Genomic DNA, 26,377 nt, shown 5'->3' with positions numbered 1-26,377 from the left:
CTCACAATTGCGATGGACAGCTGAAATCCGAAAGCGCCTCGAGGCGAAACGGGCTGAGCACCGAGCCGAATTGCACCTCGAACTCTGCAGTGAGGCCGACGCTTTCAAAGCGCGCCCGGAAGAGGTCGTCACCTTCGGATGTAACCTCTGCTCTATCAAAGAGCCGGAACGCGGACCAATCTCCCGTCTCGGTTGTTGCTTGCTGCCATCCGCCGGGCAGGAAAGCGATTCGCGAGAGGTTGACCGCCTCGCTGGACGGCCAGGAAATGGTCTTCGACTGCACCGGGCCATGGAAATAGACCACGCGCTCGCCGTCGATCTCGATCATCACAGCGTTGGCCGTATTCGAGAGTGAGAGCGGCTTGACGTTGATGGCTACACTCGGATTTTCACCACCCGACTGGAAAAAGGCGCGGCGGATCTTGTCTGCATTTTCAAACTGGGCGAGGGCCTCGCTCGGAGTTCCGGGCGCCCCGAAAGTACCGCGCCATGTCCACGGCGAGGTGGTCGTATCGACAAAGGGTGCGAGCCGTTCCTTGAAGAAGGTGTGAAAGAGGCCGCTCGGCCCGAACAGTCTGGCGAAGTCGTGAAGAGAGATGTCATGCGGGGACGAGCGGACGAACGGGTAGCGGCCCGTCACGATGCTGGAGCATACCGTCGCTTCGGGCGCCCACAGGTCCGCCACGCGCCGCCGTGCCGTTTTGACGGCGAGTGAACCGATGTCGGCCGCAACCCCCGCCATCCAGCCGTCGACCGGAGCAGGCATGTTTCGCGCCTGCTGCAAGAGGTCCTGATTGGCATTGGTGAGCTGGCTGTCGACGTCGAAGATCTGTGCGACTTCGGCAGTCGAGGTGGCCGCGCGCGAAAGCTGGCCGTAGACGGCGCGGATACCGGGTTGCAGGGCTGCCAGTTGGGCGGGAGCGGCTCCGCTTTCCTGGCCTTCCGCTACGGACTGTGTCTCCAGGGACTTGCGCAGAGCGGCATATGGATCAGGCACGCTGACCTTGTCGCCGTCGAGCACCGTTGCGACCTCCTCGCCTCCGCTGATGAACGCATCCTGCAAGTCGGTCGCCGCGGCGATCGATCGCGCGACCGTTTCGATCGGGTTTGGGGAGCCGGCCAGAATGCGAGCGGTCTCTGCTGCCTCGCCCAGTGACTGGGATGAGCGCACGCGCATATCCGCCAGCAGCCGGGCCCATTGTTCTCCGAAATTGTCGAGGTAGAGCTGGAGCGCGGCCTTCGTGACCTCGTTGATCGTCAAGCCCGCCGGGTTGGCCTGCCCGCGCACCCATTGCTCATCCAGGGCCGCTCGTGCAGCGCTGACGATCTGCGGCAGAACAGCGGACTGGTAACCGGTAGCGGTGAAGAAGCCCGGGACGCCTACCCGAAGCGATGCCCCCGACGCACGTTCGAAAACTTGCTCGCCAAGCGGCCCCAGCGCATCCGCAGGTATCCAAGGCGGGAGTGCGCGCGCTTGTCTGCGGCTCTTGAGTATGTCGTAGGCCCTGCTCGCCACGCTCAGGTTGCGTATCCTGTCACGCGCCTGCGCGATCAGCCCATCGTCAAGGCCGATCGGCGGCAACGGACCTGCCGCCATAGTCTCCGTGTGAGCGACCAGCGCTGCTCTCGCCTCTTTGCGCCCGGCGCCCGGATAGAGGCGCTCGAACATGTCCTCCGCCTCAACGGATACGAAGTCGGGATCGACGGGCCCGAGGCCGCCCAGCATGCTGTAGAACTTGAGTGCGTCGAAGGTCTCGTCGGTATCATGGCTCTCGGCGATCCGGCTCTGCAGATAGACCAGCATGCGGGGCAGAAGAAGTGCGCTGAGCGCCCGGTGATACGCTTGGCGTTGGCGATTGGCGATCTTGCTTCCTTGATCGAGTCCGAAGCGGATCGGCCATACCTTCTCCCGCGGAAATCCGGCGGTGATCGCGCGCAAATTGTCCAGCGCCGGTAGGATGCGCAGGAAGTCGGTATCCGACACGTCGCGCACGGGCACGCGTTGTACCTGCTCCTCGTACGCGCTGATGTGCTCCTCGGCTTGTGCCAGAGCAGTGGTATTGCGGAAATATGTTGCCGTCCAACTGACGAGCACGAGAGCGGAAAGCAGCGTTGCCGCGCCATAGGCCGCGCGGCGCAGGATCAACTGCCTGCGGGAGACGCGGCTGTCACGCTCCACGAGCGCGGCCTCGCCAAAGATGACATCCGTGAAGAGCCGGGATAGAAAATAGCTGCGCTGTGTCTGCGGCGCGCCCGCAAGCGCAGGGCTGCTTTCCTCCGTCTGGGTCGCCGATGCGAGATATACGCCGCGCAACAGGGGAGCCTCGACGAGTCGAGAACCGGAACACATTTCCGCCAAGACCTCGTGCAGCCTCTCCTTGAGGAAGGCGAGTTCGGCCGGGAAACGGAACAATCGGCCCCTGGCTTCGAGATCGGGCTCCTGCTGGAGCCGTTCGAGGAGCATGGCGTCCACCCGCTCCTGCAGCAATGCAAACTCTTGCAGAAACCGCTCGGGCAGATCCACGGCGCGATGGCTCTCTTCCAGTTCGAAGGTCATACCGAAGACTTGCTCCCTGTCCGACTTGTTGAAGCCGGCGAAGAATTCGACGAAACCGCCGAGAAGATCGGCTTTGGTCAGCACGAGATAGACCGGCACACGGGCCAGGAGGAATTCGTCCAGCTCCGAGAGGCGCTGCCGGATGGCGCGCAGTTCTTCCTTTCGCGCAGCCGGGTCGCGCATCAGGAGATCGCCGACCGAAACGGTGACGAGCACGCCGTTGACAGGCTGTGATCGACGATATTTCCGCAAGAGCTTGAGGAAACTCTCCCACCCGGCCTTTGATGCCCCGTTCAGGTCATCCTGCGTGGTGTAGCGGCCCGCGGTGTCGATGAGGATCGCTTCATCCGTGAACCACCAGTTGCAGCTGCGTGTGCCGCCGACGCCCTGGACGACGTTGGTGCCCAGAGCGTCGCCCAGGGGGAATTTGAGACCCGAATTGGTCAGCGCAGTCGTCTTACCCGACCCCGCGGCGCCGAAGATGACATACCACGGAAGCTCGTAGACATATCCAAGACGTCTGCGCGCCAGGCGGCGCAGCAACGCCAGCGCCTGCCTCAGGCGGTTGTGTATCTCGGCGACCTCTGCCTTCTGGGCGCCGGCCGCTTGGGCGGCGGCATCATTCTCTATGGCGTCGACCAGCGCCTGGTCGCGTTTTCGCGCGCGGGCAAGCGACACCGCGAGATATACGGCCCAGCCGGCGAACAAGAGCGTGATCACGAGGAGTCTGGCGCCTGCGCTTTCCAGCGGCTTGAATTCGCCGTAGCCGATCAGATGCCCGTAGAACCATACCACAACGCATAGCGCCATGAGCCAGATGAACGAAAGGAAGCGCCTACCAAGCAGTCCTGCATAGGACTCCACATAGGAGCGGATCGTGTAGAAATAGCTGAGCGGGTTCATGGTGTGTGCTCTGCTTCTTCGGTCAGGGGCCGCGCGTTTGTAAGAGGCACGATCCCTGCTGCTTTGAGGCTTTCATTGGGATCCGTGAGCACCAGAATCTCGGTGCGCCGGTTTTTCCTGCGCCCTTCGGGCGTGTCGTTGCTCGCCAGCGGATCAGACTCGGCGCGTCCTTCGGTCAGGATCGCCTGTGGTCCCGTGAACTCGGCCAATATGTTGCCAACTGCCTTCGCGCGTGCTTCCGAAAGGTGCCAGTTGGACGGAAACTGCACCGTCCGGATGGGTGTGCTGTCGGTGTAGCCGACGACGAGAGCGCGAAATTTCTCGGCTGCGATCGCCGCGCCGATGCGGCGCAGGAGATCGGTGAATTCGGTGTTGACGTTCGCGCTGCCGACATCGAACACACCGGCATTGTTGATCCGGACCAAAAGCCGGCCGCCTGCATCCGCGAGCGATACGGTGCCGCGTTCCACCTCTGGCTTGAGGAATGTGAGCAGGTTCTGAAGGCGGCTTAGAAGCTTCGGCTTCTGTGCCGGAGGCGGCGGGGGAGAGACCGGCTTTTCCTCGGCCATAGGCGTTTCCGGTTCCGGGCGCGGCAGGAAAGCCACGCTCGGCGCCTCATGCGGCGGCAGGGTGGCGAGACGCTCGAAAGTCCCATCTGATGCGCGATTCAGCGAAATCGTGAACAGAAGATAGCCGAGCGCGAAGACCAGCGTCAGGATTGAAAGCAGGGTCCATAGCGCGGCCGCCATGCGCAGTGGCCTGTGCCGCGCCGAGACGCCGCGCCAGTGAGGTGAGAGCTCTCGTTCGAAAATGCCGTACTGCCCAAGCAAGGTCTTGTAGAGACCGTCACGGATGCGCCCAAGCTCCAGTGACCCATGTGGTGAGACGCGCGTGCGGCCCTCGAAGGCCAGCGACAGGCATAGATAGATCAGGAGCAGCAGATCCTTGCTGGCCGCGGGGCTCTGATGGAAGTGGTTCAGCAGGTCGAAGACGCGATCGCCGCCCGTGACATCCATATGGAAGGTTGAGACAAGTCCGGATTTGGCCCAGCCGGCGCGCGCGCCCCAGGTTTTGCTCAGAATCGCATCGTCGACGGTCGCGCAGACGATGTAGTGCGCCGCGCGTGCCCGCTCCGGACTGATGCGGGCACTTGCGAGGTCGCGTTCGTAGCGGCGGATCTCCTCCATCGTGACGCGCCGTAACTCCTCCATATCGGGCTGATTCCTGCTCTGCCGCAGTGCATGGGCGAGGTTGAGCAGCGGCGCGGCGGAAGCGACGATCACGGGGATGCCAGCTCCTCCGAACCGGAAATCGCGCACCAGCTTTTCGGTGGACCAGCCGGTACTTTTCGTCTCCTGCTCTTCAGCGGCTTTCAGCTCTTCTGGCACGAGCTCCAGCGCCTCGTCGAGCATCTCGGCCATCTTGCGCGCCTTCCGCTGCTTGCGCGCGCCTTCTTCCGTGAGCTCGACGATGGTTGGCAGATCCTGCCAGGAAACAGACTGTTCTTTGCTCATTCTCGGATGGCCCAGAGTTCCATTTCGATATCGGGAAAGTCACCGGAGAGGTGGAGAGCGACCGCGCCCGACGTGTCGAGCTGCTTCCAGAGCGGGCTCTTGGTGTCGAGCTCGAAATAAACCGTGCCCGAACGGTAGGGGAGCTGTCGCGGGAGGACGGGAAGCGGTCTCACCGGGATTCCCGGCAGCGCGACATTGACCAGTTCGGCGATGCGCTCCACCGGTCCCACTTTGATCTGCGCCGGCAGGTTGCGCCTGATATCCTCGGTCGGCATCTCGGCGCGCACCGCGAGCACGAATCCTGCTTCCTTCAGCAATATGCGATCATTGATGGTACCCACCCGTACGCCATGACGGCGCTCGACCAGATCGACAGGAACGGCGGCCTGCTCCAGTACGGCCGACAGCGACGTCCGCAGATCGTCGAAAACGCTCTCGAAGGTGCTCTTGAGATCGTCGTGGCGATATAGGGGAAATTCGCTGGCGCGTCTGGAGTCCGTCGTAAAGGTGGAGAGCTCTCCCGCAAGCTGGATGCAGCACTCGTAAAAGACGAGCGGATGGAGCCTGGTCGCGTTGGCCGAAATATGCCGCAGCATTGGGTCTGCGCGGTTGAGGATCTGGAGCAGAAGATAATCGCCCACCTCCGCAGTGCCGCGTATGGTCGGATCTCCGATGCGTTCGGCGATTGCCTCGGCACGATGGCGCACGATGCCGAGAAGTTCGGTTACAAGCTCGTTCAGCCGCGGTTCGGCCGCGCAGGTGAGTGACGGCGCGATATAGGCGGGATCGAGGATCACGGCCTTGTCCGAACGCACCTCGACAACGCGTGCAAGTCCGACCAACTCGTAGCCGGACAGCTCATCTCCGCTTTTCAGAAGGCGAAGGCTCAGCCGTCCGACGTCGATCGAAGCCAGGAAGTCGGTCTCGACATTGGCGTCGGGCGCTTCGTACGGGCAGGCGACGACGCGTGCCTCCCTTGCCTCTGCGCTCCCATTCATCGTGATGTCGGCCTTGCCTGGGCGCCGCGCCGGAAGCGCCAGGAAGATGGTCGCATTGCGCACCGAATCATCGAGCTCGAGCGGCGGCGGCAAGTCGGTATCGATAGGAGCTTCGAAGATTGTTCCGTCGGGCAGGATGCCGCGCAGATTTGACAAGGCGAATTGCCCGATCGCAAGAGCGCCGCGATCGATGCCGATTTCGGCTACACCCCAGGGATAGGCGCAAAGCTCCCGCGCGGTCGTACGCACCAGTCTTTCGGTCCAGCGGTCGGACTGCTGGAAATGCTGCACGCGAAGGAACATACCTTCGCTCCATGCGACCCGGTTTTCATGTTTCATCTGCCGCGGCTCTCATCCATATCTTTGCCGGGAGCGCCGCCTTGAAAGGCTTCGTCCAGCGCGTCTTCGTGCAGCGAGCGCAACACTGCTTCACGGAACAGATCCCGCAGTGTCATTCGCCTCCCGTTCCTTTCGAATTGCGCCTTGTAGGCGTGCCAATAAGCACCATCGCGCCGCCAGAACTGCCCCGGTTCGGCATTGACGCGCGCTTCCACCAGCGGCGGCTCCATCATGCGGCTTGCCTGGTCGAGCAAGCTGCCGATGGCGGCTCGGAGTGTGATCTGCATGGAAAGCACGGCTTCGAGGCGCGACCGCAGCGCCTCCCCGGGAGCGGCTGCACCCAGCTCGGTGGCAGGAAAGAAAGCATCGGCATCCAGATCAAAAGCAGCGAAGGAATCGACGCATGCTTCTTCGCAGCGCCCGGTAAGCGCCTCGAGGTGCCGCAGCAGATCTGCCGGCCAAGTGGTCTCCGCGACCGGCTCTGCAGCAGCCGGGAGGCCGATCGGCGCCGGAGCTTTCGATATTTGCTGAATTGGCTTTTCGCTCTCTGGCGCGACCTCATTCGGCTTTCTTGCTCTGGCAATGGGAATCGAAACCTGGGTCGCCGGGGCATGTTCAAACCGGCTGCTACAATCGGAGCTCAGATCCCAGTCCTCCGGCAGGATAGGCACTCTCTCCATCGGTTCTGAAGGACCGCGCCAGCCGATCTCCATTCTTCGCGAAGCCGACAGGTGGCTGCTACGGTGCTGCACCGGACTTCCGCCGGCAGGCGTGTCGTGCCACTTCGCACCGGCCCCGGGAAGGCCGCTTGATTCGGCGCCGCCGCTCGGTGCAATGTCGGCGAGGATTGCCGAGATCGTGAGGGTCTCGTCGCTGAGGACGAGGTTTTCATCGGGATCGCTGAATTCCGGAGTTTTTGCGCCGGTAATCAAAACTGTAAAGGCAAAATTGCCGAGTCCGATTATTGAACCGTTCGACAGTCTTGCCGTCTCGCCTTCGCGTACCAGCACTCCGTCGACCTTCGAGCCGTTTGAACTCTTGTCACACAAGACGAATCCCGCGCGATCGGCCGTGACCACGCAGTGCAGCTTCGAAACCGTGCAGTGCGGGTCGGGGATCTGCCAGTCGCAGTCGGCAGAGCGGCCGAGCGTCCGCCGGCCCGTCTCGAAATACCAGCGCCGGTTGCGCTCACTCTTCGGAAGGCCTTTGGTCTGCTTGAGTTCAAGTCGCAGGGCCATGGTATCCTCACGACTGTGGAAGCGGCACAGCCGCATCTTGGGTGACGACCGCGTCCCCGCAGTCATCGGGGGCAGGAGCTATTCGTGCCCATGTGTTCCACCCGAGACGAGGTGCCCCCTCCGGCCCGTCGAGGCGGCAGAACGGGATGTGTTCCTTCTTCAGGACAAGTTGCAGATCGAAGGCGAGGCTTGATCCGGCAAATAGCCGTATCAGGGCGAAGAGTTCCTCTACCGCGCGGCTCCCCGGCGCGAGTGCGAGATAGTCCCGATATTCGAGCGGTCCCAACACCACGCGAAAGCCGCCGCTGAAATTGTGGATTGCTGCACCGGCGACGGCATTGTCTCCGAGGCGGGCGCTCGAACGACGCCCCAGCGTGCTCCGCTCTTCAGGTGGAATGGACAGCCACCGGCCGCGGAACAGCTCGATTTTGACCGGAAGCCCTGTGAATTCGCGCAACATTGCGCCAAGCGCCGACGCATTGCGCGTACGTGAGGCCAGGAAGCCGCTGAATCGAAGGATCAACGCCGCATCCACATTGCTCGTCTCGAGCAGCCGTGCAGTGCCGAAACCGGTAAGCGAAAACAATGCTGTCCGAAAGCCGTTGCCGCCTTCGCGGCGATCCCATCTCAGCAGGCGCGCGAGGCGGTATTTTTCGCATGCATCGATAAACAGCTCCGCTATGCGCGCGCCGAAAAGGTCGAAGAAGGCAGTCAGCCCGTGTGCGCGGTTCCGCTCCTCCCGCATCGCGAGCTCCAGATAGCTGGGCGGAAGCACGCCAAGGGGCCCGAGCGGGCTGGGAAGGGCGCTCTTGAGCGTAGACCTGCCGCCATCACCACGCCGGAAGCCGGCCAGCGGCAGAGGTATCAGAGAAACACCGATATGCGAGCAAATCGCCAGCGGGCCGCTCGCTGCTTGGGCGACACGGAACGCCGTTGTCGGCTCGAACCGGCCGGGATCGGCTTCAAGCCGATCGGCGAGGATCTCTTGGTCTTTTTCAAAAGTCCGCCTCATTGCTCCCACCCTCTCTGCGTCTATAAAAGGGGGCGCTCTGCGGCGCGTGCGGGCCAGGTCGCAACAGGTCTCGACCGGCCTTTCAGAGACACGGTCAGCCGGGTGAAGCTGTTGATGGAGGTGTAGAGGCCAAAGAAGCGGTCGAGGACACTGCCGAACAGGTAGGCGGATGCGCGATCGATGGCGGCGGGATCGAGCTCCAGCAGGATCTCGGTTCCCGGAACAATGCCGCCCTCAGCGATCCGCGCTGTCGACCTGTGCGCCTCCACGTGGGTGATGGCGTCGACGAGCTGCTTGGTCTCCGGCGCATCGCGGAAGACGTAAAGGGACAGGATGTCCTTCAGCGCGGCCCCGTCATTGTCAAAAAGCGAGAGGTGGTTGAGCATGAGGTGCGACATGAGCCGCCAGTTGCGATCCTCATGGCCGCTCATCCGCAGCGAAGGTGTGGGCGGAGTGATCGTCTCGACCGTCGCGACGGCCTCATGCCCGGACGCGATCTGAAGATGAGGATGGCCACCGCCGAAGGGCAGCTTTTCGGGTAAATCCCGGTTGAGGCAGAGCGCGTCCACAGTGGCGACGGCGTCGAGCCGCTCAGCCGAATGACGCGCGGCGTCGACGAATGCGATGTCGACATCGCTCGTTCCGTCATCCGCGTCGAAACGGCGCTGAATCTGCCAGAAGCAAGCTGCCGAGCCGCCGTCGCGCATGGTGCGCCCGAAGAAGGGGCGGCAAACTTCTTCCCCGCCGTCCCGTCTTGTCAGCAGGACGCGCTCCACTGAATAGATCTCGCGCGTCATCTGCCGGCGCGAATCCGGCAACAGGCGATACTCCGTACGCGTCCCGTCCAGCAGGATGGGTTCGCAGGCCTGACGGAAGAGGTTTACGACCGGCGTTGCATGCAAAGCGAGGTCCCGCGCGTCGATGCTGCGCTCCAGCTTTGCATTGGTATCGTCGAGGTAGACGAAGATCTCGAGGGTGGAATCGCGCCAGCGCTCCAGCCCGTCGATTTCGAGGAAGAGGAATTTTTGCGGAAGCGCAAAAAATTCAGTCAGTAGCTGATAGCCACTGAAACTGGCGGAGGGGTAAGGCAGCATGGATTCTTTCTGACCGAACCCGACGGGTCGCAGATTTTCCGGCGGCAGGAAGAAAGGCGCTTCGTCATCGGCATGGCGCGCAAGCGCGATGCCGATCGTATGGTTCGCCAGAAGCTCGTACAGCGCGCTCGCCACCTGCCACTGGGAAGCAAGATGCAGGCGCAATCGCCTGAGGCCGATCTGAGAGAACGACATCTTGTCGTCACAAGGCCTTACCGACACGCGAAGGCAGCCCGCCGCGCCCGTAAAGGGTGATGGCGGCGCGCTGATCGGTTGGCTGGAAAGGGAAGCCGTCGTAATCCGCACCGGCGCGATCTCCACATCCTGCGTCGTGCGGAAGCGGCAGCTCTCGCCGGCGATCGGCTCCGCCAGAATCTCCGTATGGCGCGGCACGGTCTGGACACTTGCCAGCGTTGTGCTCGCGCTGAGACGCACGATGCTCATGGACGGAAGCGGCGCAAGGTAATGCGGATAGAGCACTTCGAGCAATTCGCTCGTCAGCTCGGGAAACTCGTCGTCGAGCTTCTGACGGATGCGCGCGGCGGAATAGGCAAAACTTTGGATGAGGCGTTCGACATGCGGGTCGTCTGCGATTTCGCCCGTCATGCGGAGCCGTCTGGCGATCTTCGGAAAGGCTTCCGCAAAGCGGGAGGCCCGACGCCGCAATGCCGAAAGTTCCTCGTTGTAGCGGTGGAGAAAGCCTTCAGCCATCGCGCGGCTCCAGGAGAAAGCGCTGACTGGATGGGTCGAGCCTGGTCTCAAAACTGATGGGCGGCATGCCGTCGTGGAGCCTGGTGGCTGCCTCTATGCGCATGCGCAGCGTGCGCTCGCCGGCTGTCTTTCCTGGAATTGTGACGCGCACGTCCGAAAGCCGCTTCTCGAACAGCGTGATGCGCCGCTCGATGGCGCGCGCCAGCGCCGATTTCGCCTCCTCGGTCGCCAGGTTGGCGGAGACCATACTGTCGACGCCAAAGGAGACCAAGGCGTCTTTGAGCTCACCCAACTCCGGCGGTGCCGAGACGGGGCGTCGGCGTGTATTCAACAGCGCTTCGAGATCCCGGCGGATCGCCTCGCGCAACTCGCGGGCCTGCGCGGCCAGGCTTATTGCCGAATCCTGCGTGACATCCGGGCAGGCGTCGAGCAGGCGATCGAGGACGGAGCGCGCCAGGACGCGCTCCTTCGGCCTGTAGTGATCGAGCGGGTCAGCCATTGCCCGCGTCCTCCAACTCGTTCATGGGAACGGCATTGCCGAGGGAGCGCGTATCGTGAAATGGAACGAGCTGGTCACCGGCGAGGAAGCATCTTTGGCCGCGACCGGTGGTGATGCCGCTTTTCTCTTTCACCCATTCGGTCTTGCGGCCCAAAAGGAGTTTCGGTTCGTCGCCGGTCCCGTAATACACCGCCGGCAGCAGCACCGACGAGGAGGCGCCGTCGATCAGAGACAGCTTTGCGCGTCGAAAGGCGAGGTCGCGCGGCGTCATGATCGGCTCGAAGGTCACTGCGGCGATTTTGGCGAAATCGACCCAGAGATAGGCGCCACCGCTTGTCAGCACTTCGAGCGCGTGAGGTGTGCGGTCGTCGAGATCTCGGAAGTCCGAAACCAGCACGCTGTTCCAGCTCATGGGGTATTCGTCCCGTGCATTCTCCAGCTCGGCGAGCGCGTGCTTCACTTCTTCGCCCCGCCCCGCACGATCGGCCACCGCGAGCGCCAATGCCCGTTTGTCGAGGTGGCTCGGGTGCCAGGCGAATTCGGGTATAGCACCCGTTTCGAACCATGCCCGCCGCGCCATCATTGCGTAGAGCTGGTTGCGTAGAAGCGCAAAGCCCGCGGCTTCCTCAGGTGCGAGTGCAGCCGCCACATTGCACTGGGAGTCTGCCTTCTCGTAATCGCCATGCAGAATGAGCAGGTCGATCAGGAGATTTCGCGCGGGCTGGTCCGTTGGGTCAAACTTCAGCCGCTCACGCGCGGTATTGGTCGCCTGCATCAGCGCATCTTCGGCCAGGAGCGTGGCCACCTTTTCGGCAAGTGTCATACTGGCATCCCGTGGAGAGTGGAGGACGTGCGAGCAGAGGTTTGCTGCAAGGGCACGGTCTCCGAGATCAGGTGAAAGCTCGCGGAAACGTCGTCGAGCTGGAAATGGGGCTGAAGCCGCAGGGTGCAGGAGAACGTGCCGGGCTTGCCCGGCATTTCCCTGACCTCGATCCCCGCAGAGCGTAGCGGATAGCGCGCGCGGAGGGATAGGTCGGCATCATCGTTGCCAAGCGTATAGTTCGAAAGCCAGGCCTCAAGTTTCCGCTGGATCGACGCCGCATCCGCCAACTGGCCAATCTCGTCGCGCATGATGACCTTGAGGTAATGCGAGAAGCGGGATGCGCACAGGACGTATTGCAGCATGGCCGCAAGCCGCGCGTTCTGGCGGGCATTTTCGCTCGAAAAGTGCTGAGGCGCGTGTAGCGACTGATTGGAGTTGAAAATGGCCGCGGCCGAAAGATAGGTGGTGGCGACGGGAATAAGGCCGAGATCGCAGAATTGTTGCTCCTGAGCGCTCGTCAATCGCACCTCGACTGGCGCTTGCGCCGAAAGGCCGTGTTCCTCCACGCCGAAATCGTAAGATAAGAGTTCGGCTGACGTGAGAAGCCCGCCATCCCTGGCGTCCTGCGCGACGCCGCGGATTTCCGCGAACCAGCCGGAATCGATGAAGCTGCGGATGACGATCGCAGCGAAGGCGAAGGCGCCATTGCCCCACAGAAGAGTGCTGCCGTCGGCGGCGACGGTTTCGTGGAACGGAAATCCATCGTTGCGCCCGCGGGCATAAGGGATATAGGGCGGACGCAGCAGGATACGCGGCGCCACGAGGCCGAGGAATCGTGAATCCTCGCGCTCCCGAAGTGCATTCCATCGGACGTGCTCCGGCCCGCTGGCAAGGTGCGAGAGGTCGGACACCCGGCTTAGCTCGCCAAAATTTTCGAGCCCAATCACGTCCGGGGAAGCGCCTGCCACGAAGGGACAGAATGCAGCTGCTGCGACCGTGGCAACGTCGCCCAGTGTACCGATCGTGTCGTTCTGCCTTCGGAGCGATAGATGGTAGTTTCCCACGAGCAATCCGAATGGCTCGCCACCGGGCATCCCGAATTCGAGGCCGTAGACAAGCTCGAAGAGATGGCTCTGGTCAAAATCCGTCGCCCGCTGCATGCTGCGGGCGAGTTCTGCCCAGCTGGCGCTGAGCACGCGGATCTTCACGTCACTGCTGCGAGAGGCCACGCGAACGAGCATGGCAAGCCCGAGCCACCCAGCCTCCAGAGCCTGGAAATCAGGATGGTGCAGAACGGCGTTTACCTGGCGGTTCACCGTCTCGTCGATCAACGTGATGAGCCGATCGATCCGGCGCCGCGTTGTGCTCGAACCCGTGGACATGAAATGACCTGAAATGCTTCTCTGCCCGCGCGTATCGCCCTAGCGTTTCGCCGGGATGCGCGCGACCATCCGCAGCGACGTTGTCAACTCCTCCATCTGCAGCCAGGGCCGCATCCAGGCGACGGCGTTGTAGGAGCCGGGCTTGCCGGGCACCTCCTGCACCGTCACCCGCGCATCGCGCAGCGGATATTTGGCGCGTGCCTCCTCTCCGGCGTCGTCATTGGCGTTGACATAGCCCGCGATCCAGCGGTTTAACCAGGCTTCGCAGTCTTCCGCTTCCATGAAGGAACCGATCTTGTCCCTGCCCATGACCTTCAGGTAGTGCGCGAAACGGGAGGTGGCCATCACATAGGGCAGGCGCGCGGAAACCGCGGCATTGGCAGTAGCCTCAGGCTTGTCGTAGACCTTGGACCTGTGGGTCGTCTGCGCGCCGAAGAAGACGGCGTAGTCCGTGTTCTTGTAGTGACACAGCGGCAAAAACCCCAGTTTGGCGAGCTCGGCGTCGCGGCGGTCGGTGATCCCCACCTCGGTCGGGCACTTCAAATCGAGGTCGCCGTCATCGCTGGTGAAGATGTGCATCGGCAGGCTTTCCACCTTCCCGCCGTTTTCCGCACCACGGATGGCGGTGCACCAACCGCTTTTTGCGAACGCATCGGTCAGGCGCGCGCCCATCACATAGGCGGCGTTCATCCAGCAGTAGCCGTCGTGCGGCAACTCACCATTCTCCGAACCGCCCGTCTCGTCGTACTCGAACGCATCGATAGGATGGGTCTTCGGCCCGTATGGCAGCCGTGCCAGAACACGCGGAAGTGCGAGCGTGACGAAGCGCGAATCCTCGCCTTCCCTGAGGGAGCGCCATTTCGCGTACTCCACGGTTTCGAAAATCTTTTCCAGATCGCGTGGCTTGGCGAGTTCGCGGAAGTCCTCGAAGCCGAACATGCGCGGGCTTGCCGCCGATATGAAGGGTGCGAAGGCGGCAGCGGCGATCGACGACAATCCCTGGAGCAGTTGGACGTCCTCGAACGAATTGTCGAACTCGTAGTCTCCAATGATCGCACCGAGCGGCTCACCGCCGGGCGTGCCGAATTCATCCTCGTAGATGGACTTGAAGAGCCGCGACTGGTCGAATTCGACCGCTTTCGCCAGATCCTTCGACAGTTCGCGCTTGCCCGCATTGAGCACGCGAATCTTTAGGTTGGCGCTCGTTTCGGTGTTGGAAACGAGGTAATGTAGACCGCGCCACGTGCCCTCCAGATTGGTGAATTCCGGAGCTTGCATGACGGCTGCGAGTTGGCGCGATATGGCGCGATCGATTTCGGCGATCGCGTTGTTCAACGTGATGGTCAGGTTCCGATCATAGACGATCGTGCCCTTCAGCGCTTGGTCGGTCAGTGTGCGCAGGAGGTTTTGTGCGCGGTCCGGTTCGGTCTGCCGGGTGGCCGCCACCACCTTTGAAAGCAGGCTTTCCTCCACGGGCAGGTCGGCCGCCGGTTGCTTTCCAAGCTGTGTCTCCATGCTCATTCGGTCGTCCTCCCATCGAAATCCTGCGCCCGGTCGCTCCTGCCCCCTTCGAGTTCCTTCGCCAACGCGCCGAGGTCGGATTGGTTTTGGAGGATCTCCTCGAGCATGCGCTCCAGATCCTCCGAGCGATCGGCCTTGCTCATCAGGTCGCGAAGCTGGTTGCGTGCATCCACCAGTGCCTTCAGCGCGGGGACCTGATTTGCAATCGCGCCTGGCTCGAAGTCCTTCAGACCCTGGAACTTCAGCGAAACCGCCATCTCGGTGCCGTCATCCCGGAGCGTATTCTTCACCGAAAGCTCCAGGCCCGGCGTCATGCGGCGCATCACATCATCGAAATTATCGCGGTCGATCTGTACGAACTTTCGCTCGCCGAACGGCTTGAGCGGCTCCGTGGGGTTACCGGAGAAGTCGCCGAGGACCCCGACGACGAAGGGCAGCTCCTTCACCACCATTGCGCCCTCGGTCTCCACTTCGTATTTGATGTGGACTCTGGGCTTGCGAAGACGCTCCAGTTTTTCGTGGACGCTTGCCATGTGGGATTCTCCTTGTGCCGCGGTGTGATCTGTCGTTTCGGTCGAAGGCCGGCATCATTGCCGGTTCTATGTCCCCAGTTCGCTTCCGGTGGGCTGAATGCCCGCCGCCGTAAGAATTGCTTTCCGTGCCTGCGGATCGGGAAGCAGGTCCGCCAGCAGCTCCGAAAAATCCATGCGACCGCGCCGGACGAGTGTCTCGATCGACATCGAAATCGGGGAATGGGGCTCGGTGCGACGGAAATAGTGTGCAACGGCGAGCAGCGTCTCGAACGCGTCCTCGCGGGATTCGACTGTCGCCACGCGCACGCCTCCGAAAGCCGTTGCGGCGACTTGGCCGCCAGCCGCGATGTGGTTGCCGCCGTCGGGATGCCCGGGCGTTTGTGGCACTTCATCGCTGAGACCGGCCAGGATGCGTATGGCAGCTGCCGACTCCAGCAGGGTGTTGCGCGTGTTGGCGCTCGGCGGCGCATGCTCTCCGCAGCAGGCATCAAGCACCGCGGCCAGCGCATCGAACGCCTCCACGCATTTCGTAACGTCAGCAAGATGCGAGGCCATCGCAGCGCTGCCGGCGTCCTTCACGGCGGCTTGCAGCCTCTCCCGACGCTCCTCTTCGCCCGCGCGTTGGGCAAGCTGATAGTCCCAAAGTGCATGACGTGCGAAGCCCGTGCCCGGCACGAGGGAGGCGAGGCGTATCGCCGGGACCAGCGTTCCTTCCCCGTTTATGCCGTTTAGTCCCGCCAACGGGGCAATTTTTTCCTCGACACTGTCGCAAGAAACGGAATGGATCTCGTCCCAGTATTTGTCGAAAAGAGCCGTGGATGCAGAAAATGCATCCCTCAAGCCCGAATAGCCGTTCAAACGGATCTGAGCTTCCGCAATCCAGGCCAGGATTTCGATATCTTTGCTGATAGAGGTAAGAATACGAGTTCCAAGGCTGTTTACTTCGCGCCACTCTTGAGCAAGTGAAAGGGGGTCGCCTGGTGCGGCATTGCGTTCGACGCCGCGCGCCGTATTCCGCGCATCCTTGATACGGTAGTACAGTTCCCTATGGGAAGGATTGGTTCTGATGTCGTCTCCGCATGGCCTGTCGCCATCAATAGGAGAGACAATCTTGCTGTACTCTAAGAACACGGCGCACTCGGCTTTCGCCACCCCTGGAGTATAGTGTTTTTATCTAACATAAACGAATGTCTCCCAATTGTGGAATATTTATGTCAATGCCTGTGTAACTATCTGTAATTATTTGAGTCCTACTGTAGTCATTTGCCGCCTATGCAGAGAAATGTATAGACTTTAACGAATCGTTTCCTATGCCTCCGCCATCGCGTGTTTAAGGAGGCAATGGGTGGCGTATATGCCAAATATCGATCTTGAACGTCTGATTGGAGCGCTGGAGCCTTCTCTGCGCGTTGGGCTTGAGGAGGCTGCCTCTCTGGCAGCGCGGAACGGACATCCGGCGGTGGAGATATCGCACTGGATGCGGTCGCTTCTTGATATAGAGACCGTCCCGCCGATGCTGGTTCGCGCCGAGGTAGACCCCGAGCGCCTTCGCCGCGAGGTTGAGCTGGCGATAGAGGATCTGGCGCGCGGCGACGGAGTATCACTGACGTTTTCACAAGGCACGCTCTTGCTAGCACGTGAAGCGTGGTTGGTCGCCTCCCTGCAATATGGACGTGACCGGATCACGTTTGGCGATTTGCTCGTCGCCATCTTCTCGGAGCAGTCGCTGCGGAGTCTGGCGAAGGGCATGGCGCCGTCCCTACGCGAGATGAACATCAAGCGGATCGAAACCGACCTGCAAGCGGCAGGCGCAGGCGCGGACGAGACGGAGATCGAGCGCGCGCCGGCAGGTGGGATACCGCCGGGCCGCAACGAGTTCCTGCGTCTCTACACCCAGGATATGACAGCGGATGCACGGGCCGGCCGCATCGACCCGGTGATCGGGAGGGAGTGCGAGTTGCGCCAGGTCATCGACGTGCTGATGCGCCGCCGGCAAAACAATCCGATCCTCGTGGGCGAAGCCGGTGTCGGCAAAACCGCCATTGCCGAAGCATTGGCGCTGGCCATCGCCGCGGGCGACGTGCCGGAAATTCTGGCCGGAGTGAGGCTCCTGTCGTTGGACCTCAGCCTTCTTCAGGCGGGTGCGGGCGTGAAGGGTGAGTTCGAGCGCAGGCTGCACGGCGTGATCGACGCGGTGAAGGAGGCTGCGGAGCCGATCATCCTGTTCATCGACGAGGCCCACAGCCTGATCGGCGGCGGTCAGGCCGGAACCGGCGATGCAGCCAATATCCTGAAACCCTCTTTGGCGCGTGGGGAGCTGCGGACGATCGCGGCCACCACGTGGAGCGAATACAAGCGCTTCATCGAAAGGGACGCGGCGCTCACGCGGCGCTTCCAGATGGTGAAAGTGCACGAGCCGGATGAAGTGACGGCGATCCGCATGCTTCGTGGCCTCGCCGACGCGTTCGCCGCCCACCATGGCGTTCGCATTCGCGACGAGGCGCTGGCAGCCGCGGTCCGCCTCTCCGCGCGCTACATCCCCGCACGGCAATTGCCCGACAAGGCCATCAGTCTGATCGACACTGCCGCCGCCTCGGTAGCGCTGGCCAGGCAGTCTCAGCCGGAAGCGCTGAGGGCGCTGCGCAGCGAGCGCGATCTGCTGGCGACCGAGGCGAGCTGGCTCGTTCGCGAGCCGGCAACCGAGGAGAACCGGGCGCGCGCGCTCGACGTCGAAGCCCGGCGGAAGCAGGCCGCGGCGGAGATCGAGGCGTTCGAGGCGCGTTACGACGAGCAGATGCGGCTGGTCGGGGAAGCCGACCGCCTGGAAGCTCTTTTCTCGCCCGGTCCGGATATGGCCGAAGGCGGCGCTGCGCGGGGGGCGGAACAGCCGGGCGGCGAATTCGGCAACGTAGCGGTCTTTCCAGCGCGAAGTTCCGACGCGGAGCAGGCGCGTGAGGCACTTGCTGCAGCCGAGCGCGAACTCTCTCAGGCCGCCGGCGAGACGCTTCTGGTGCCCCGCGTGGTCGATCGTGACGTGGTGGCGTCACTGGTCGCACGCTGGACGGGCATTCCGGTTGGCAAGCTCCTCTCCGACCAGGTGGACGTCGTCAAGGGGCTCGACGGGCGGCTGAAGGAAAGGGTCATCGGTCAGGATGCCGCTCTTGGCAGGATCGCCACGTCGATGCGGACTGCCCGGGCCGGCCTCTCCGACCCGCGCCGTCCGCCCGCCGTCTTCCTGCTGGTCGGCACTTCGGGAACGGGCAAGACGGAGACCGCTCTCGCACTGGCGGATCTGCTCTATGGCGGCAGGCAATCATTGACGATAATCAACATGTCGGAGTTCAAGGAGGAGCACAAGGTCTCGATGCTTCTCGGTTCGCCGCCGGGTTATGTGGGCTACGGCGAGGGCGGCGTCCTGACAGAGGCCGTGCGGCGCCGCCCCTATGGCGTGCTGCTGCTCGACGAGATCGACAAGGCGCATCCCGGCGTGCAGGAGATCTTCTATCAGGTCTTCGACAAGGGCACGCTGCGTGACGGCGAAGGCCGTGACGTCGATTTCAAGAACACAACCATTCTCATGACGGCGAACACGGGAGCCGAACTGCTTTATACGCTCGCCGCCGATCCCGACACCATGCCCGAAGGCGCAGCGCTGGAAAAGCTGCTGCTGCCGGAACTGCGGAAACACTTCAAGCCCGCGTTCCTGGGCCGCACGACGATGGTGCCCTTCCTGCCACTCGGGAAGGAAGCGCTTTCGGGCATCGTCGATATCCAGATCGGCCGCATCGCCGACCGTATCCGGCTGAGCTACGCGACCGACATCAACTTGTTGCCGGAGGCGCGGGCGGCGCTGGTTTCGCGTGCCGAGACCAGCGAAATGGGCGCGCGTGCGATCGAAAGCATGATCGCCCGCGACCTGCTGCCGTCCCTTTCCACATTCTTTCTCGACGCTGTCACCGCCCGGCGAACTTGCAAGGCGGTGGAGATCGGCTTTGACGGCCGGCACTTCAGCGTCGTTCCCGCACGGCTGCCGCGCGGGGAGGAATTCGTCAAGCGCAGGGAGCGGGCGACGAATAAGGCGGCTCCGGACGAGGAGAACGATACGCCGGACGCAGCATCGAAGAGAAAAGCGGGCCCGCCCAGACACAGGTCTGGCAACGAGCTCGCGAAAACAGGAGAGCATTGAGCATGCCGATCTACCTCCAAATCGACGGGATCCAGGGTGACGCCACCCACGAGCAGCATCGCAAGTGGATGGATATCGAAGCCCTCCACTGGGACGTCTCCCGCAACATGAAGACCTCGGCAGGATCTGCCGCCAACCGTGAGGCATCGGAGCCTTCCATTTCGGAAGTCGTGCTGACGAAAGTGAGCGACTCGTCCTCGACGAAGCTGTTCCAGGAAGCCTGCTCCGGCCGGACTGGAAAGCGCGTGCTGATCCACATGGTCACGACTGGCAATCCGGGCACCACCTATATCGAATACACCCTCACCAACACGCTCATCGCGAGCTACTCGGTGGATTCGACGGGCGACCGGCCGATCGAGACGATCAAGCTCAACTTCACCAAGATGGAGGTGAAGTACACGCCCTACGACGACAACCATGCGCCGCAATCGCCGATGATCGCCTCCTACGATCTGGCCACCACCAAAGCGGGGTGAGGCTGGCGGCGAGGGAGGGCACCGTCATGCAGGCGGTGCCCGCTTCCTGGCACAGGCGCAAACGCTGCACGCGATCCTGGCGGGGGCTTTATGAGGGCATTCTCATGCCGGACATTGCTGTTTCCACGAACCTTCTGCAGGCGTGGTCCCTATGCGGATCCGAACTCCTGCGTCTTCGGGCGAGAGAATATGAGCCATCGCTCGACCGCTCGCCTGAGGCTGACAGGCGCGATCGTTTCCCTCTGCATTTCAGTCGAGCCTACGGGCATGCTGCAGGCTCTCGACGAATGGAAGGCACCAACAGAAGTTTGCTTTCGTGGTGGTTGACGGATTGGCTGAAGAGGAACGAGGCAGGGATCGCCGAGATGCTCGAGCGCAAAGACCATTCCGTCCTTGTTGTTCGGGTAAGCCATATCGCCATGGGTTCGGCCGAGAATCGGAGTTTCCTGCCGCGTGATATCCATCTGCTCGGCACGGCATCGACACTCGGTGAGATCGGCACGGTCATACCCGAAGAGAAGCTACTTCCTCTCGATTACGCCGAGCCGGCTGCCGGCCCGCCCAGATTGCAGCACGCCTATCTTGTTGGACGGCGCGTTTTTGAAACCGGCCGGTATCGTCCGCTTTACGGAGGCTCCAATGGATGACCGACAGCTTGCCGCGGATTTCATCCAGGCAAACCGCATATTGAAAGTTGCTTCTCCCTTGGGTGAGGACCAGCTTCTTGCCGAACGTGCGGTGATCACCGAAGGCGTATCGTCTTTGTTCGAGATCGAGCTTTCGGTGCGCGCCAAGCGGGACGTGAAGCCGGAGGAATTGATCGGCCGCCTGGTCGATCTCTCGCTCGAGATACAGCGGGGCGAAGACGAGGACGATGCGGTTCGCCGGCCCTTCAATGGACTGGTCGCGGAGCTGCAAGAGGGCCCGCCCGTCACCCGGGGGCTGCGCTCCTATGCGTTGGTCCTGCGGCCGCAACTGTGGCTGCTGTCGCGCCGCTCCGACTGCCGGATATGGAAGGACAAGACCGCGCTCGATATCGTTCAGGAACTGCTCTCGGAGCATGGCCTGCCGGCGCCGGATGTCTCCGGGGTGATCGCGCGGCCGCCGGCGCAGCCTTACTCCGTGCAGTGGAACGAGAGCGACCTCGCTTATCTCCAGCGGCGCTTGGAGGAGGACGGTCTGTTCTTCTGGTTCAGCCACGTGGAAGGCAGCCACAGGCTTCATCTGGCGGACAGCGCGGGTTCCTGGGCGCCGCCCTCGCCAGCGGCGCAAGGAGAAGGCCGCGTGCGGCTGGCCCAGGGCTCGTCCGACCGCGACCACATCACCGCATGGCACCGCCGCTACGCCTATGTCTCTGGGCGGCGTGCTGGGGCGGACTGGAATTTCGAGACGCCGAAGATGGTGCCGGGGACGACGATGCCGTCACTCGTGGGGCTGCCGGAGGCGAGCAAGCGCGAGCTCTACGAGTTCCCCGCGCGCGCCCTGTCGATCGAAGCGGCCGAGCGGGCGGAAAAGCTCAGGATGCAGGCGAGCGAGGCCGACCACGAGCGTGTGTTCGGCGAATCGACGTCGCGGGTCCTGGAGGCCGGGCGGCGCTTCACGCCCTATGAAGTGGCGCACCCGGACACGGCCTATGAGGAACATGTCGTGGTGGCTGCCCGCCACTTCGTCGCTGACCGTTCCTATGAGACGAATTCGGAAGGCCTCGAATACCACAACGCGTTCGAAGCCGTGCCCGCGCACGTACCGCTGACCCCGCACCGGACCACACGGCGGCCAAGGATCGGAGGGACGCAGGTGGCGATCGTCGCCGGACCGTCTGGAGAGGAGATCCACACCGATTCCTACGGCCGCGTCAAGCTCTGGTTTCCATGGGACCGGCGGGCGCGAAAGGACGGCACGGACACGTGTTGGGTCCGCGTGGCGCAGAACTGGGCCGGCGGAAGCTGGGGCGGGCAGATCATTCCGCGTGTCGGCATGGAAGTGATGGTGGCCTTCGTGGATGGCGACCCGGACCGGCCCCTGGTGACCGGTGTCGTGCCCAACCCGGATAGTACCGTCCCCTACACGCTGCCCGCGAACAAAACGAAAAGCGTGTTTCGCACGAACACGCACAAGGGTGAGGGATTCAACGAACTGAGCTTCGAAGATGAAAACGGGCGGGAGGAAATCTTCATCCATGCCCAGCGGGACAAGCTCGAAATGGTCAACCGCCGCTCCTACGAGATCGTCGGAGACGGCTACGGGCACCTGATCTCGAGCATCGCCGGCCTGGCATCGCTCTCCCGCGGGTGGGAGCCGTCGCTGCAGGAAGGCGTCGAAGCGCTCTTGAGGCACGCCAAGGACGCCCCCGTTGAGAAAACGAAGATCCGAAAATAGGGAGGGCCCACTATGCCCGAAATCGCCCGTATCGGCGACAGCGTCTCCTGCAAAAGGGGCGGAAGCACGATTGTGAGCGGTGCAAGCCACCAGGCGGAAGGCAGGGGGATAGCAAGAGTGGGTGATCCCACCGGCTGCGGCTGCACCATCGCCCACGGGGCGGGCAGCACCAGTTGTGGCGGTCGGGCAGTGGCTCGGCGTGGAGATTCCTTGTCCTGCGGTGGAAGCATTACCGGCGGGGCCTCGAAGGTTGATGCAAGTTAAACGCGGGTAGAAGGAAAACGGCTATGTCAGACACTGAAGCCGTAAAAAATTCTGTTTCGATTGGGATCAGAAACGATTTCACCGACGGGATCGACAATGGTTTCTATTCCGGAGTTAGGAATGACATATCCATTGGTGTTTTCAATTCAGCAAAGATTGGGACACAAACGGATTATTTTAATGGAATAAAATCAAGTGTAGTGAACTCTATTGAGACAGATTATTTCACGGGTGTGATTACAGATGTGAGCCGCGGTGTTTTCTTGATTACGAGAACAGGGACGGAGACGTCATACTTCAACGGATCTCAGAGCCATTATTCCATAGGTGATGTGTTTCACTACAGGAATGGCTGCACGACGAAATACGAATATGGGGAGGTCCATGAGTATAACTATTCGACCGTGTATAAGCATCACGAAGCCAAGACGGTAAAGTGCTACAAGGGTGAGAAGGAGGAGAAGTGCGAAACCAAGAAAGAGGAGGTTGGAAAGAAATTCGAGATGACGTGTGGGAAAACCACACACAGCCAGAAGCCTGACAGCATCGAATTGTCCGTCGGGGAAGCCAGTTTGAAGATTACTTCGAGTGAGGTCACGCTTTCCCTTGGCGGCAGCGAGGTAAAGCTTTCTTCGAGCGGCGTGCGGATAAACGGCGCCAAAATCGACATTGGATGATCCCGGTGCGTGTGGCCGGTGTTTCGGGCAGCCGATCCGGAGGTCCGGTGATTGATGAGGACGCAGCGGCCGTGAACAGTGAATTCCTCATGATAATGAACGCCGTCGAAGCCTATGATGTATATAAATCCATGCAGGGAACACGCGGCCTCATCAATCTCGTGTCCTTCAGAGGCGCTAGATTCCCTTGCACGGTCGGGATCGTTGTCGACTTGGACAGGAAGGACGGAGAATTTCTCTCCAAGATCGACGACGGCTTAGTTTCCGACGATGATTTCTATTTTATTGGCGGCGCACTTGACGATTTCACGGGCGCTTTGGCGGAGCCATTGGTTGAACTCTGCGCCACGGGGTCTGCCACCTCGTCCAATCCCTTCGATCCCGAAGTGGTGATAGGGGCCCGCGGGGCTCGGGCCTCCGCGGCTTCCGGTTCCACTGGCGCTTGCTCTCGCGCTGTTTATAGGAAGCAGGGGGAAAGACTGGTGAGGAGTGAGCCGAGAGGTCTCGTGCCGGTGGCCTTGGGGGCCGATGCGAGATATGGCCCGGATTTGCCGATATTTGAGCGGGTGGTGGAGCTGTCCGTTTTAAACGCGTTGTGTGAAGTGTTCGAGGGAGGGTCGAGGAACTTCCTCGGGCTTCCCGCAAACATGCGCCGCGCAGGCGGCGATATAGACGCGTCCAGATATTCCGGATATCTGGATTTCAAGGACATGCTGCACGTCCGTGTCCATGCCGCGGTGCAGAAATTTGTCGACGTTCATCGAGACGGCTTTGTCTACGACAACGTAATGCGCCTCGTGCGCGGCTTCGCGCTGGCGGCGGAAGTTGGGAGACTTCCCTGCGCGACCGACAGGCTGCCGCAGATATTGGAGGCGGGTCCGCTTGATGCGGACGCGAAGACGCGGCAGTTCGAGATCGAAATCATCAAGATCACATCTTCCCTGGATTGAAGGCCCCTCAGGTCGATCCGGGTCTATATTGGAAGCACCGGCAAGCGCTGTAGCGAGCCGTATCCTTATGAAACAAAGTATAAGAACAAAGATAGCGGGTAGGATAACCCGTTTACGCGGCGGTAATACGTCCGGGTCAAATATCCAGCATAAGTTTGTTCGTTTGGTTGGAGGTCGGAGTTTCCGATACAGCGGGGGCGCGTGAATCCATCGGGAGTGTTCCTCCCGAAGTCTGCCTGTCCATCAACGTAACCATCGCGCCCCTTCATGTTTGATCAGCACTATTATTCAAGCGTTCCGGCGCGGGAGCCCCGCGAAGCACGCCCGTCGCCTGTACGCCGGCAGTTCTTTCCAGCGAGCAGGGTGGTAACCCTCCGCTTTGTTGTCGGATGCGTATGGCTGGTTTGCTCGTTGGCTCCGCAGCTTGCCCATGCCGAAACATGTACCACCGTACAGAAGGCGTTGCGCGCTGCGCAGCGAGAAAGCGTCCCATCCAATCCTGCCGCCTCCCGACTGATGCGCCAACTCTCTGCCATCCGTGCGCTCGAGCAGCAGCGTCAGTGCTCCTCGGGGGCGACATGGAAGGGGATTTTCAACCCCTGTCGGGATTTGGCGCAGAAGCGATCGCGCATTCAGCGGCAGATCAGCTCGCTCGGGCGCGTTCAACCGGGGCGCGTGAACGCGCTGCGTGCCAGGTTGGAGGCCATGGGATGCATGGGGACGAAGACGGAGTCCGCCAAAAAAACCGTGAGCCGCGCCGCTTCGAAGGTCAGCCGAACCGCTTCCAAGGCCAGCCGAGCCGCTTCGAAGGGGAGCCGAACCGCTTCGAAGAAGCCGCCGAGAGCCCCATCGAAATCCCGCAAGTCAGCGCTGCTCTATTGCGTGCGCCTGACCGACGGCTACTATTTTCCCGCGCCTAACTCGCAGTTCGTCGGCGTTGATCACGCGGACAACACGCTCGATCGCTGCAGGTTCATTTGCGAAGACGCCGATATGGGCGTGTACGTGCTGAACAACGCCTCGTTGGAAACCCATGAAATGGTTTCCGCTGCTAACGGCGAGCCATACCAGGAACTTTCGGCGGCTTTCCGCTATCGCGGCGTTCAATCTTTCCAGGGATGCAATTTTGCCAGATATCACGAGCGGTCCAGATTGCTGCGCGCTCGGGAAGCAACCGTTTCGAGCATGATGAATGTGGTCATTCCCATTCCGGCACGTCCTCCAAGGGTTGTATATGTGGAGGCGGACGGCGAGGCGCTTCCCGATCCCAGCCCGGTGAGCTCGATCCGCGGCGAAGGAGAAGACGCCGCGTCCGCGCAAGTGGCAGCTCCGGGCAAGGCGCCGGAGGAATGATCCGGGCCAGCCCGCCAGCAAGCATTCCTGTCTACGCTTCGGGCGCCGAGCCGATGTCCTCGATACTGTTCAGCTCTCCGAGCGCGTCCTCCGGCAGATCCAGCTCTGCCGCGGCCAGATTCTCCTGCAGGTGGGCGAGAGACGAGGTGCCGGGGATGAGAAGGATATTGGGCGCACGGCGAAGCAGCCAGGCAAGCGCCACCTGCATGGGGGTCGCCCCGAGGCGGGCGGCGATGCCGGACAAGGTGGACGACTGCAGCGGGCTGAAACCGCCGAGCGGGAAGAACGGCACATAGGCGATGCCATCGCGGGCGAGATCGTCGATCAGGGTGTCGTCGTCGCGATGCGCCAGGTTGTAATGGTTCTGCACGCAGGCGATGTTGCAGATCCTGCGTCCCTCCGCGACCTGCTTGGGCGTTGCATTGCTGAGCCCGATATGGCGCACCAGCCCCCGCTGCTGGAGTTCGGCCAGGACGGTGAGCGGCGCTTCGATCGAGCCTTCCGCGGGGCCGTGCGTGTCGAACATGATGCGGAGATTGACCACCTCGATCACGTCGAGGCCAAGATTGCGCAGGTTATCGTGAACCGCCCGCGTCAATTCTTCGGGTGCGAAGGCGGGAAGCCACGAGCCGTCCTCGCCGCGGCGGGCCCCGATCTTCGTGACGATGACGAGGTCGTCGGGGTACGGGGCTAGTGCCTCCCGGATCAGCCTGTTGGTAACATGCGGCCCATAGAAGTCGCTGGTATCGATGTGGTTCACCCCGCGCGCGGACGCTTCGCGCAGCACGGCCACCGCCGCGCCATGGTCCTTCGGCGGGCCGAACACGCCCGGGCCGGCGAGCTGCATGGCTCCGTAGCCGAGCCGCTTCACGGTTCGCTCTCCGAGGGTGAATGTGCCGGATTGGTCGATGCTGGGCATGATAAATCTCCTTTGAGGACGAAGCAGAGATAGAGCTTGCCCGCCT

The 26,377-nt window shown here is 62.1% G+C and carries 19 protein-coding genes and 1 pseudogene; 7 read left to right on the top strand and 13 right to left on the bottom strand.

From position 1 onward, the window contains the following. Nucleotide 1: 1 nt before the first annotated feature. The 12 genes from tssM to tssA form a co-directional block, all read right to left on the bottom strand. Nucleotides 2-3,460, bottom strand: coding sequence for a type VI secretion system membrane subunit TssM (tssM, locus tag PVE73_RS19515; protein WP_277363832.1), 3,459 nt, complete (start codon nucleotides 3,458-3,460; stop codon nucleotides 2-4). Continuing rightward, nucleotides 3,457-4,974 (bottom strand): type VI secretion system protein TssL, long form, encoded by a 1,518-nt coding sequence (tssL, locus tag PVE73_RS19510; RefSeq protein WP_277363831.1) that lies wholly within the window; start codon nucleotides 4,972-4,974, stop codon nucleotides 3,457-3,459. Before tssL ends, tssM begins: the two co-directional genes overlap by 4 nt. Then, nucleotides 4,971-6,311 carry a type VI secretion system baseplate subunit TssK gene (tssK, locus tag PVE73_RS19505; RefSeq protein ID WP_346772378.1) on the bottom strand — a complete coding sequence of 447 codons (1,341 nt, stop codon included), beginning with the start codon at nucleotides 6,309-6,311 and terminating at the stop codon, nucleotides 4,971-4,973. The genes tssL and tssK overlap by 4 nt, the downstream gene beginning before the upstream one ends. After that, complete coding sequence (locus tag PVE73_RS19500; protein WP_277363829.1) at nucleotides 6,308-7,549, bottom strand: FHA domain-containing protein; 1,242 nt, start codon at nucleotides 7,547-7,549, stop codon at nucleotides 6,308-6,310. Before PVE73_RS19500 ends, tssK begins: the two co-directional genes overlap by 4 nt. Before the next feature lie 7 nt (nucleotides 7,550-7,556). Next, a complete protein-coding gene (tssG, locus tag PVE73_RS19495; RefSeq protein ID WP_277363828.1) occupies nucleotides 7,557-8,561 on the bottom strand; it encodes a type VI secretion system baseplate subunit TssG in 1,005 nt (334 codons plus the stop codon). A gap of 20 nt (nucleotides 8,562-8,581) precedes the next feature. Further along, complete coding sequence (gene tssF, locus PVE73_RS19490) at nucleotides 8,582-10,366, bottom strand: type VI secretion system baseplate subunit TssF (RefSeq protein ID WP_277363827.1); 1,785 nt, start codon at nucleotides 10,364-10,366, stop codon at nucleotides 8,582-8,584. Next, nucleotides 10,359-10,865 (bottom strand): type VI secretion system baseplate subunit TssE, encoded by a 507-nt coding sequence (tssE, locus tag PVE73_RS19485; RefSeq protein WP_277363826.1) that lies wholly within the window; start codon nucleotides 10,863-10,865, stop codon nucleotides 10,359-10,361. Before tssE ends, tssF begins: the two co-directional genes overlap by 8 nt. Next, complete coding sequence (locus PVE73_RS19480; protein ID WP_277363825.1) at nucleotides 10,858-11,688, bottom strand: type VI secretion system accessory protein TagJ; 831 nt, start codon at nucleotides 11,686-11,688, stop codon at nucleotides 10,858-10,860. The genes tssE and PVE73_RS19480 overlap by 8 nt, the downstream gene beginning before the upstream one ends. After that, the gene (gene tssC, locus PVE73_RS19475) at nucleotides 11,685-13,070 is read right to left on the bottom strand and encodes a type VI secretion system contractile sheath large subunit (protein WP_277363824.1); all 1,386 of its coding nucleotides are present in this window, start codon (nucleotides 13,068-13,070) and stop codon (nucleotides 11,685-11,687) included. The genes PVE73_RS19480 and tssC (PVE73_RS19475) overlap by 4 nt, the downstream gene beginning before the upstream one ends. 39 nt (nucleotides 13,071-13,109) lie before the next feature. Next, nucleotides 13,110-14,591, bottom strand: a complete 1,482-nt coding sequence (gene tssC, locus PVE73_RS19470) for a type VI secretion system contractile sheath large subunit (RefSeq protein ID WP_277363823.1) — start codon at nucleotides 14,589-14,591, stop codon at nucleotides 13,110-13,112. Continuing rightward, nucleotides 14,588-15,124, bottom strand: a complete 537-nt coding sequence (tssB, locus tag PVE73_RS19465) for a type VI secretion system contractile sheath small subunit (protein ID WP_277363822.1) — start codon at nucleotides 15,122-15,124, stop codon at nucleotides 14,588-14,590. The genes tssC (PVE73_RS19470) and tssB overlap by 4 nt, the downstream gene beginning before the upstream one ends. A 66-nt stretch (nucleotides 15,125-15,190) precedes the next feature. Beyond that, nucleotides 15,191-16,255, bottom strand: coding sequence for a type VI secretion system protein TssA (gene tssA / locus PVE73_RS19460; protein WP_277363821.1), 1,065 nt, complete (start codon nucleotides 16,253-16,255; stop codon nucleotides 15,191-15,193). A 223-nt stretch (nucleotides 16,256-16,478) separates the two neighbouring features. Here tssA and tssH point away from each other — a divergent pair, with 223 nt between their 5' ends. From tssH to PVE73_RS19425, 7 genes and pseudogenes are all read left to right on the top strand, one after another. Then, nucleotides 16,479-19,310, top strand: a complete 2,832-nt coding sequence (tssH, locus tag PVE73_RS19455) for a type VI secretion system ATPase TssH (protein ID WP_277367519.1) — start codon at nucleotides 16,479-16,481, stop codon at nucleotides 19,308-19,310. Between the two features lie 2 nt (nucleotides 19,311-19,312). Continuing rightward, nucleotides 19,313-19,789, top strand: a complete 477-nt coding sequence (locus tag PVE73_RS19450; RefSeq protein WP_277363820.1) for a type VI secretion system tube protein Hcp — start codon at nucleotides 19,313-19,315, stop codon at nucleotides 19,787-19,789. A gap of 365 nt (nucleotides 19,790-20,154) precedes the next feature. Beyond that, nucleotides 20,155-20,436, top strand: a complete 282-nt coding sequence (locus PVE73_RS19445; RefSeq protein ID WP_277363819.1) for a hypothetical protein — start codon at nucleotides 20,155-20,157, stop codon at nucleotides 20,434-20,436. Continuing rightward, nucleotides 20,429-22,009: pseudogene (tssI, locus tag PVE73_RS19440) on the top strand (type VI secretion system tip protein TssI/VgrG); the annotation flags it as partial. The gene PVE73_RS19445 and the pseudogene tssI, both read left to right, overlap by 8 nt. 446 nt (nucleotides 22,010-22,455) lie before the next feature. Beyond that, nucleotides 22,456-23,109 carry a hypothetical protein gene (locus PVE73_RS19435; RefSeq protein WP_277363818.1) on the top strand — a complete coding sequence of 218 codons (654 nt, stop codon included), beginning with the start codon at nucleotides 22,456-22,458 and terminating at the stop codon, nucleotides 23,107-23,109. Nucleotides 23,110-23,156: 47 nt separating this feature from the next. Continuing rightward, nucleotides 23,157-24,059 (top strand): hypothetical protein, encoded by a 903-nt coding sequence (locus PVE73_RS19430; protein ID WP_277363817.1) that lies wholly within the window; start codon nucleotides 23,157-23,159, stop codon nucleotides 24,057-24,059. A gap of 714 nt (nucleotides 24,060-24,773) precedes the next feature. After that, nucleotides 24,774-25,412: a DUF2865 domain-containing protein gene (locus PVE73_RS19425; RefSeq protein WP_277363816.1), complete on the top strand. Its 639-nt coding sequence runs from the start codon at nucleotides 24,774-24,776 to the stop codon at nucleotides 25,410-25,412. A 31-nt stretch (nucleotides 25,413-25,443) separates the two neighbouring features. Here PVE73_RS19425 and PVE73_RS19420 read toward each other — a convergent pair whose 3' ends face one another. After that, on the bottom strand, nucleotides 25,444-26,331 hold the full coding sequence (locus tag PVE73_RS19420) for an aldo/keto reductase family oxidoreductase (RefSeq protein ID WP_277363815.1): 888 nt from the start codon (nucleotides 26,329-26,331) through the stop codon (nucleotides 25,444-25,446). Nucleotides 26,332-26,377 lie beyond the last annotated feature (46 nt).

Origin of the sequence: Chelativorans sp. AA-79, assembly GCF_029457495.1 — a bacterium.
In the GTDB taxonomy this organism is placed as follows: domain Bacteria; phylum Pseudomonadota; class Alphaproteobacteria; order Rhizobiales; family Rhizobiaceae; genus Chelativorans.
This window is presented reverse-complemented; position numbering and strand designations above follow the sequence as displayed.

Bases quoted from the DNA above. Each gene is read 5' to 3' on its own strand.
- PVE73_RS19480 (WP_277363825.1), bottom strand. From the start codon at position 11,688: ATGACACTTGCCGAAAAGGTGGCCACGCTCCTGGCCGAAGATGCGCTG.
- tssH (WP_277367519.1), top strand. From the start codon at position 16,479: ATGCCAAATATCGATCTTGAACGTCTGATTGGAGCGCTGGAGCCTTCT.
- tssK (WP_346772378.1), bottom strand. From the start codon at position 6,311: ATGAAACATGAAAACCGGGTCGCATGGAGCGAAGGTATGTTCCTTCGC.
- tssG (WP_277363828.1), bottom strand. From the start codon at position 8,561: ATGAGGCGGACTTTTGAAAAAGACCAAGAGATCCTCGCCGATCGGCTT.
- PVE73_RS19445 (WP_277363819.1), top strand. From the start codon at position 20,155: ATGCTCGAGCGCAAAGACCATTCCGTCCTTGTTGTTCGGGTAAGCCAT.
- tssC (WP_277363824.1), bottom strand. From the start codon at position 13,070: ATGTCCACGGGTTCGAGCACAACGCGGCGCCGGATCGATCGGCTCATC.
- PVE73_RS19420 (WP_277363815.1), bottom strand. From the start codon at position 26,331: ATGCCCAGCATCGACCAATCCGGCACATTCACCCTCGGAGAGCGAACC.
- PVE73_RS19450 (WP_277363820.1), top strand. From the start codon at position 19,313: ATGCCGATCTACCTCCAAATCGACGGGATCCAGGGTGACGCCACCCAC.
- tssF (WP_277363827.1), bottom strand. From the start codon at position 10,366: ATGGCTGAAGGCTTTCTCCACCGCTACAACGAGGAACTTTCGGCATTG.
- tssB (WP_277363822.1), bottom strand. From the start codon at position 15,124: ATGGCAAGCGTCCACGAAAAACTGGAGCGTCTTCGCAAGCCCAGAGTC.
- tssM (WP_277363832.1), bottom strand. From the start codon at position 3,460: ATGAACCCGCTCAGCTATTTCTACACGATCCGCTCCTATGTGGAGTCC.
- tssL (WP_277363831.1), bottom strand. From the start codon at position 4,974: ATGAGCAAAGAACAGTCTGTTTCCTGGCAGGATCTGCCAACCATCGTC.
- tssC (WP_277363823.1), bottom strand. From the start codon at position 14,591: ATGAGCATGGAGACACAGCTTGGAAAGCAACCGGCGGCCGACCTGCCC.
- PVE73_RS19425 (WP_277363816.1), top strand. From the start codon at position 24,774: ATGGGGACGAAGACGGAGTCCGCCAAAAAAACCGTGAGCCGCGCCGCT.
- PVE73_RS19500 (WP_277363829.1), bottom strand. From the start codon at position 7,549: ATGGCCCTGCGACTTGAACTCAAGCAGACCAAAGGCCTTCCGAAGAGT.
- tssE (WP_277363826.1), bottom strand. From the start codon at position 10,865: ATGGCTGACCCGCTCGATCACTACAGGCCGAAGGAGCGCGTCCTGGCG.
- PVE73_RS19435 (WP_277363818.1), top strand. From the start codon at position 22,456: ATGTCAGACACTGAAGCCGTAAAAAATTCTGTTTCGATTGGGATCAGA.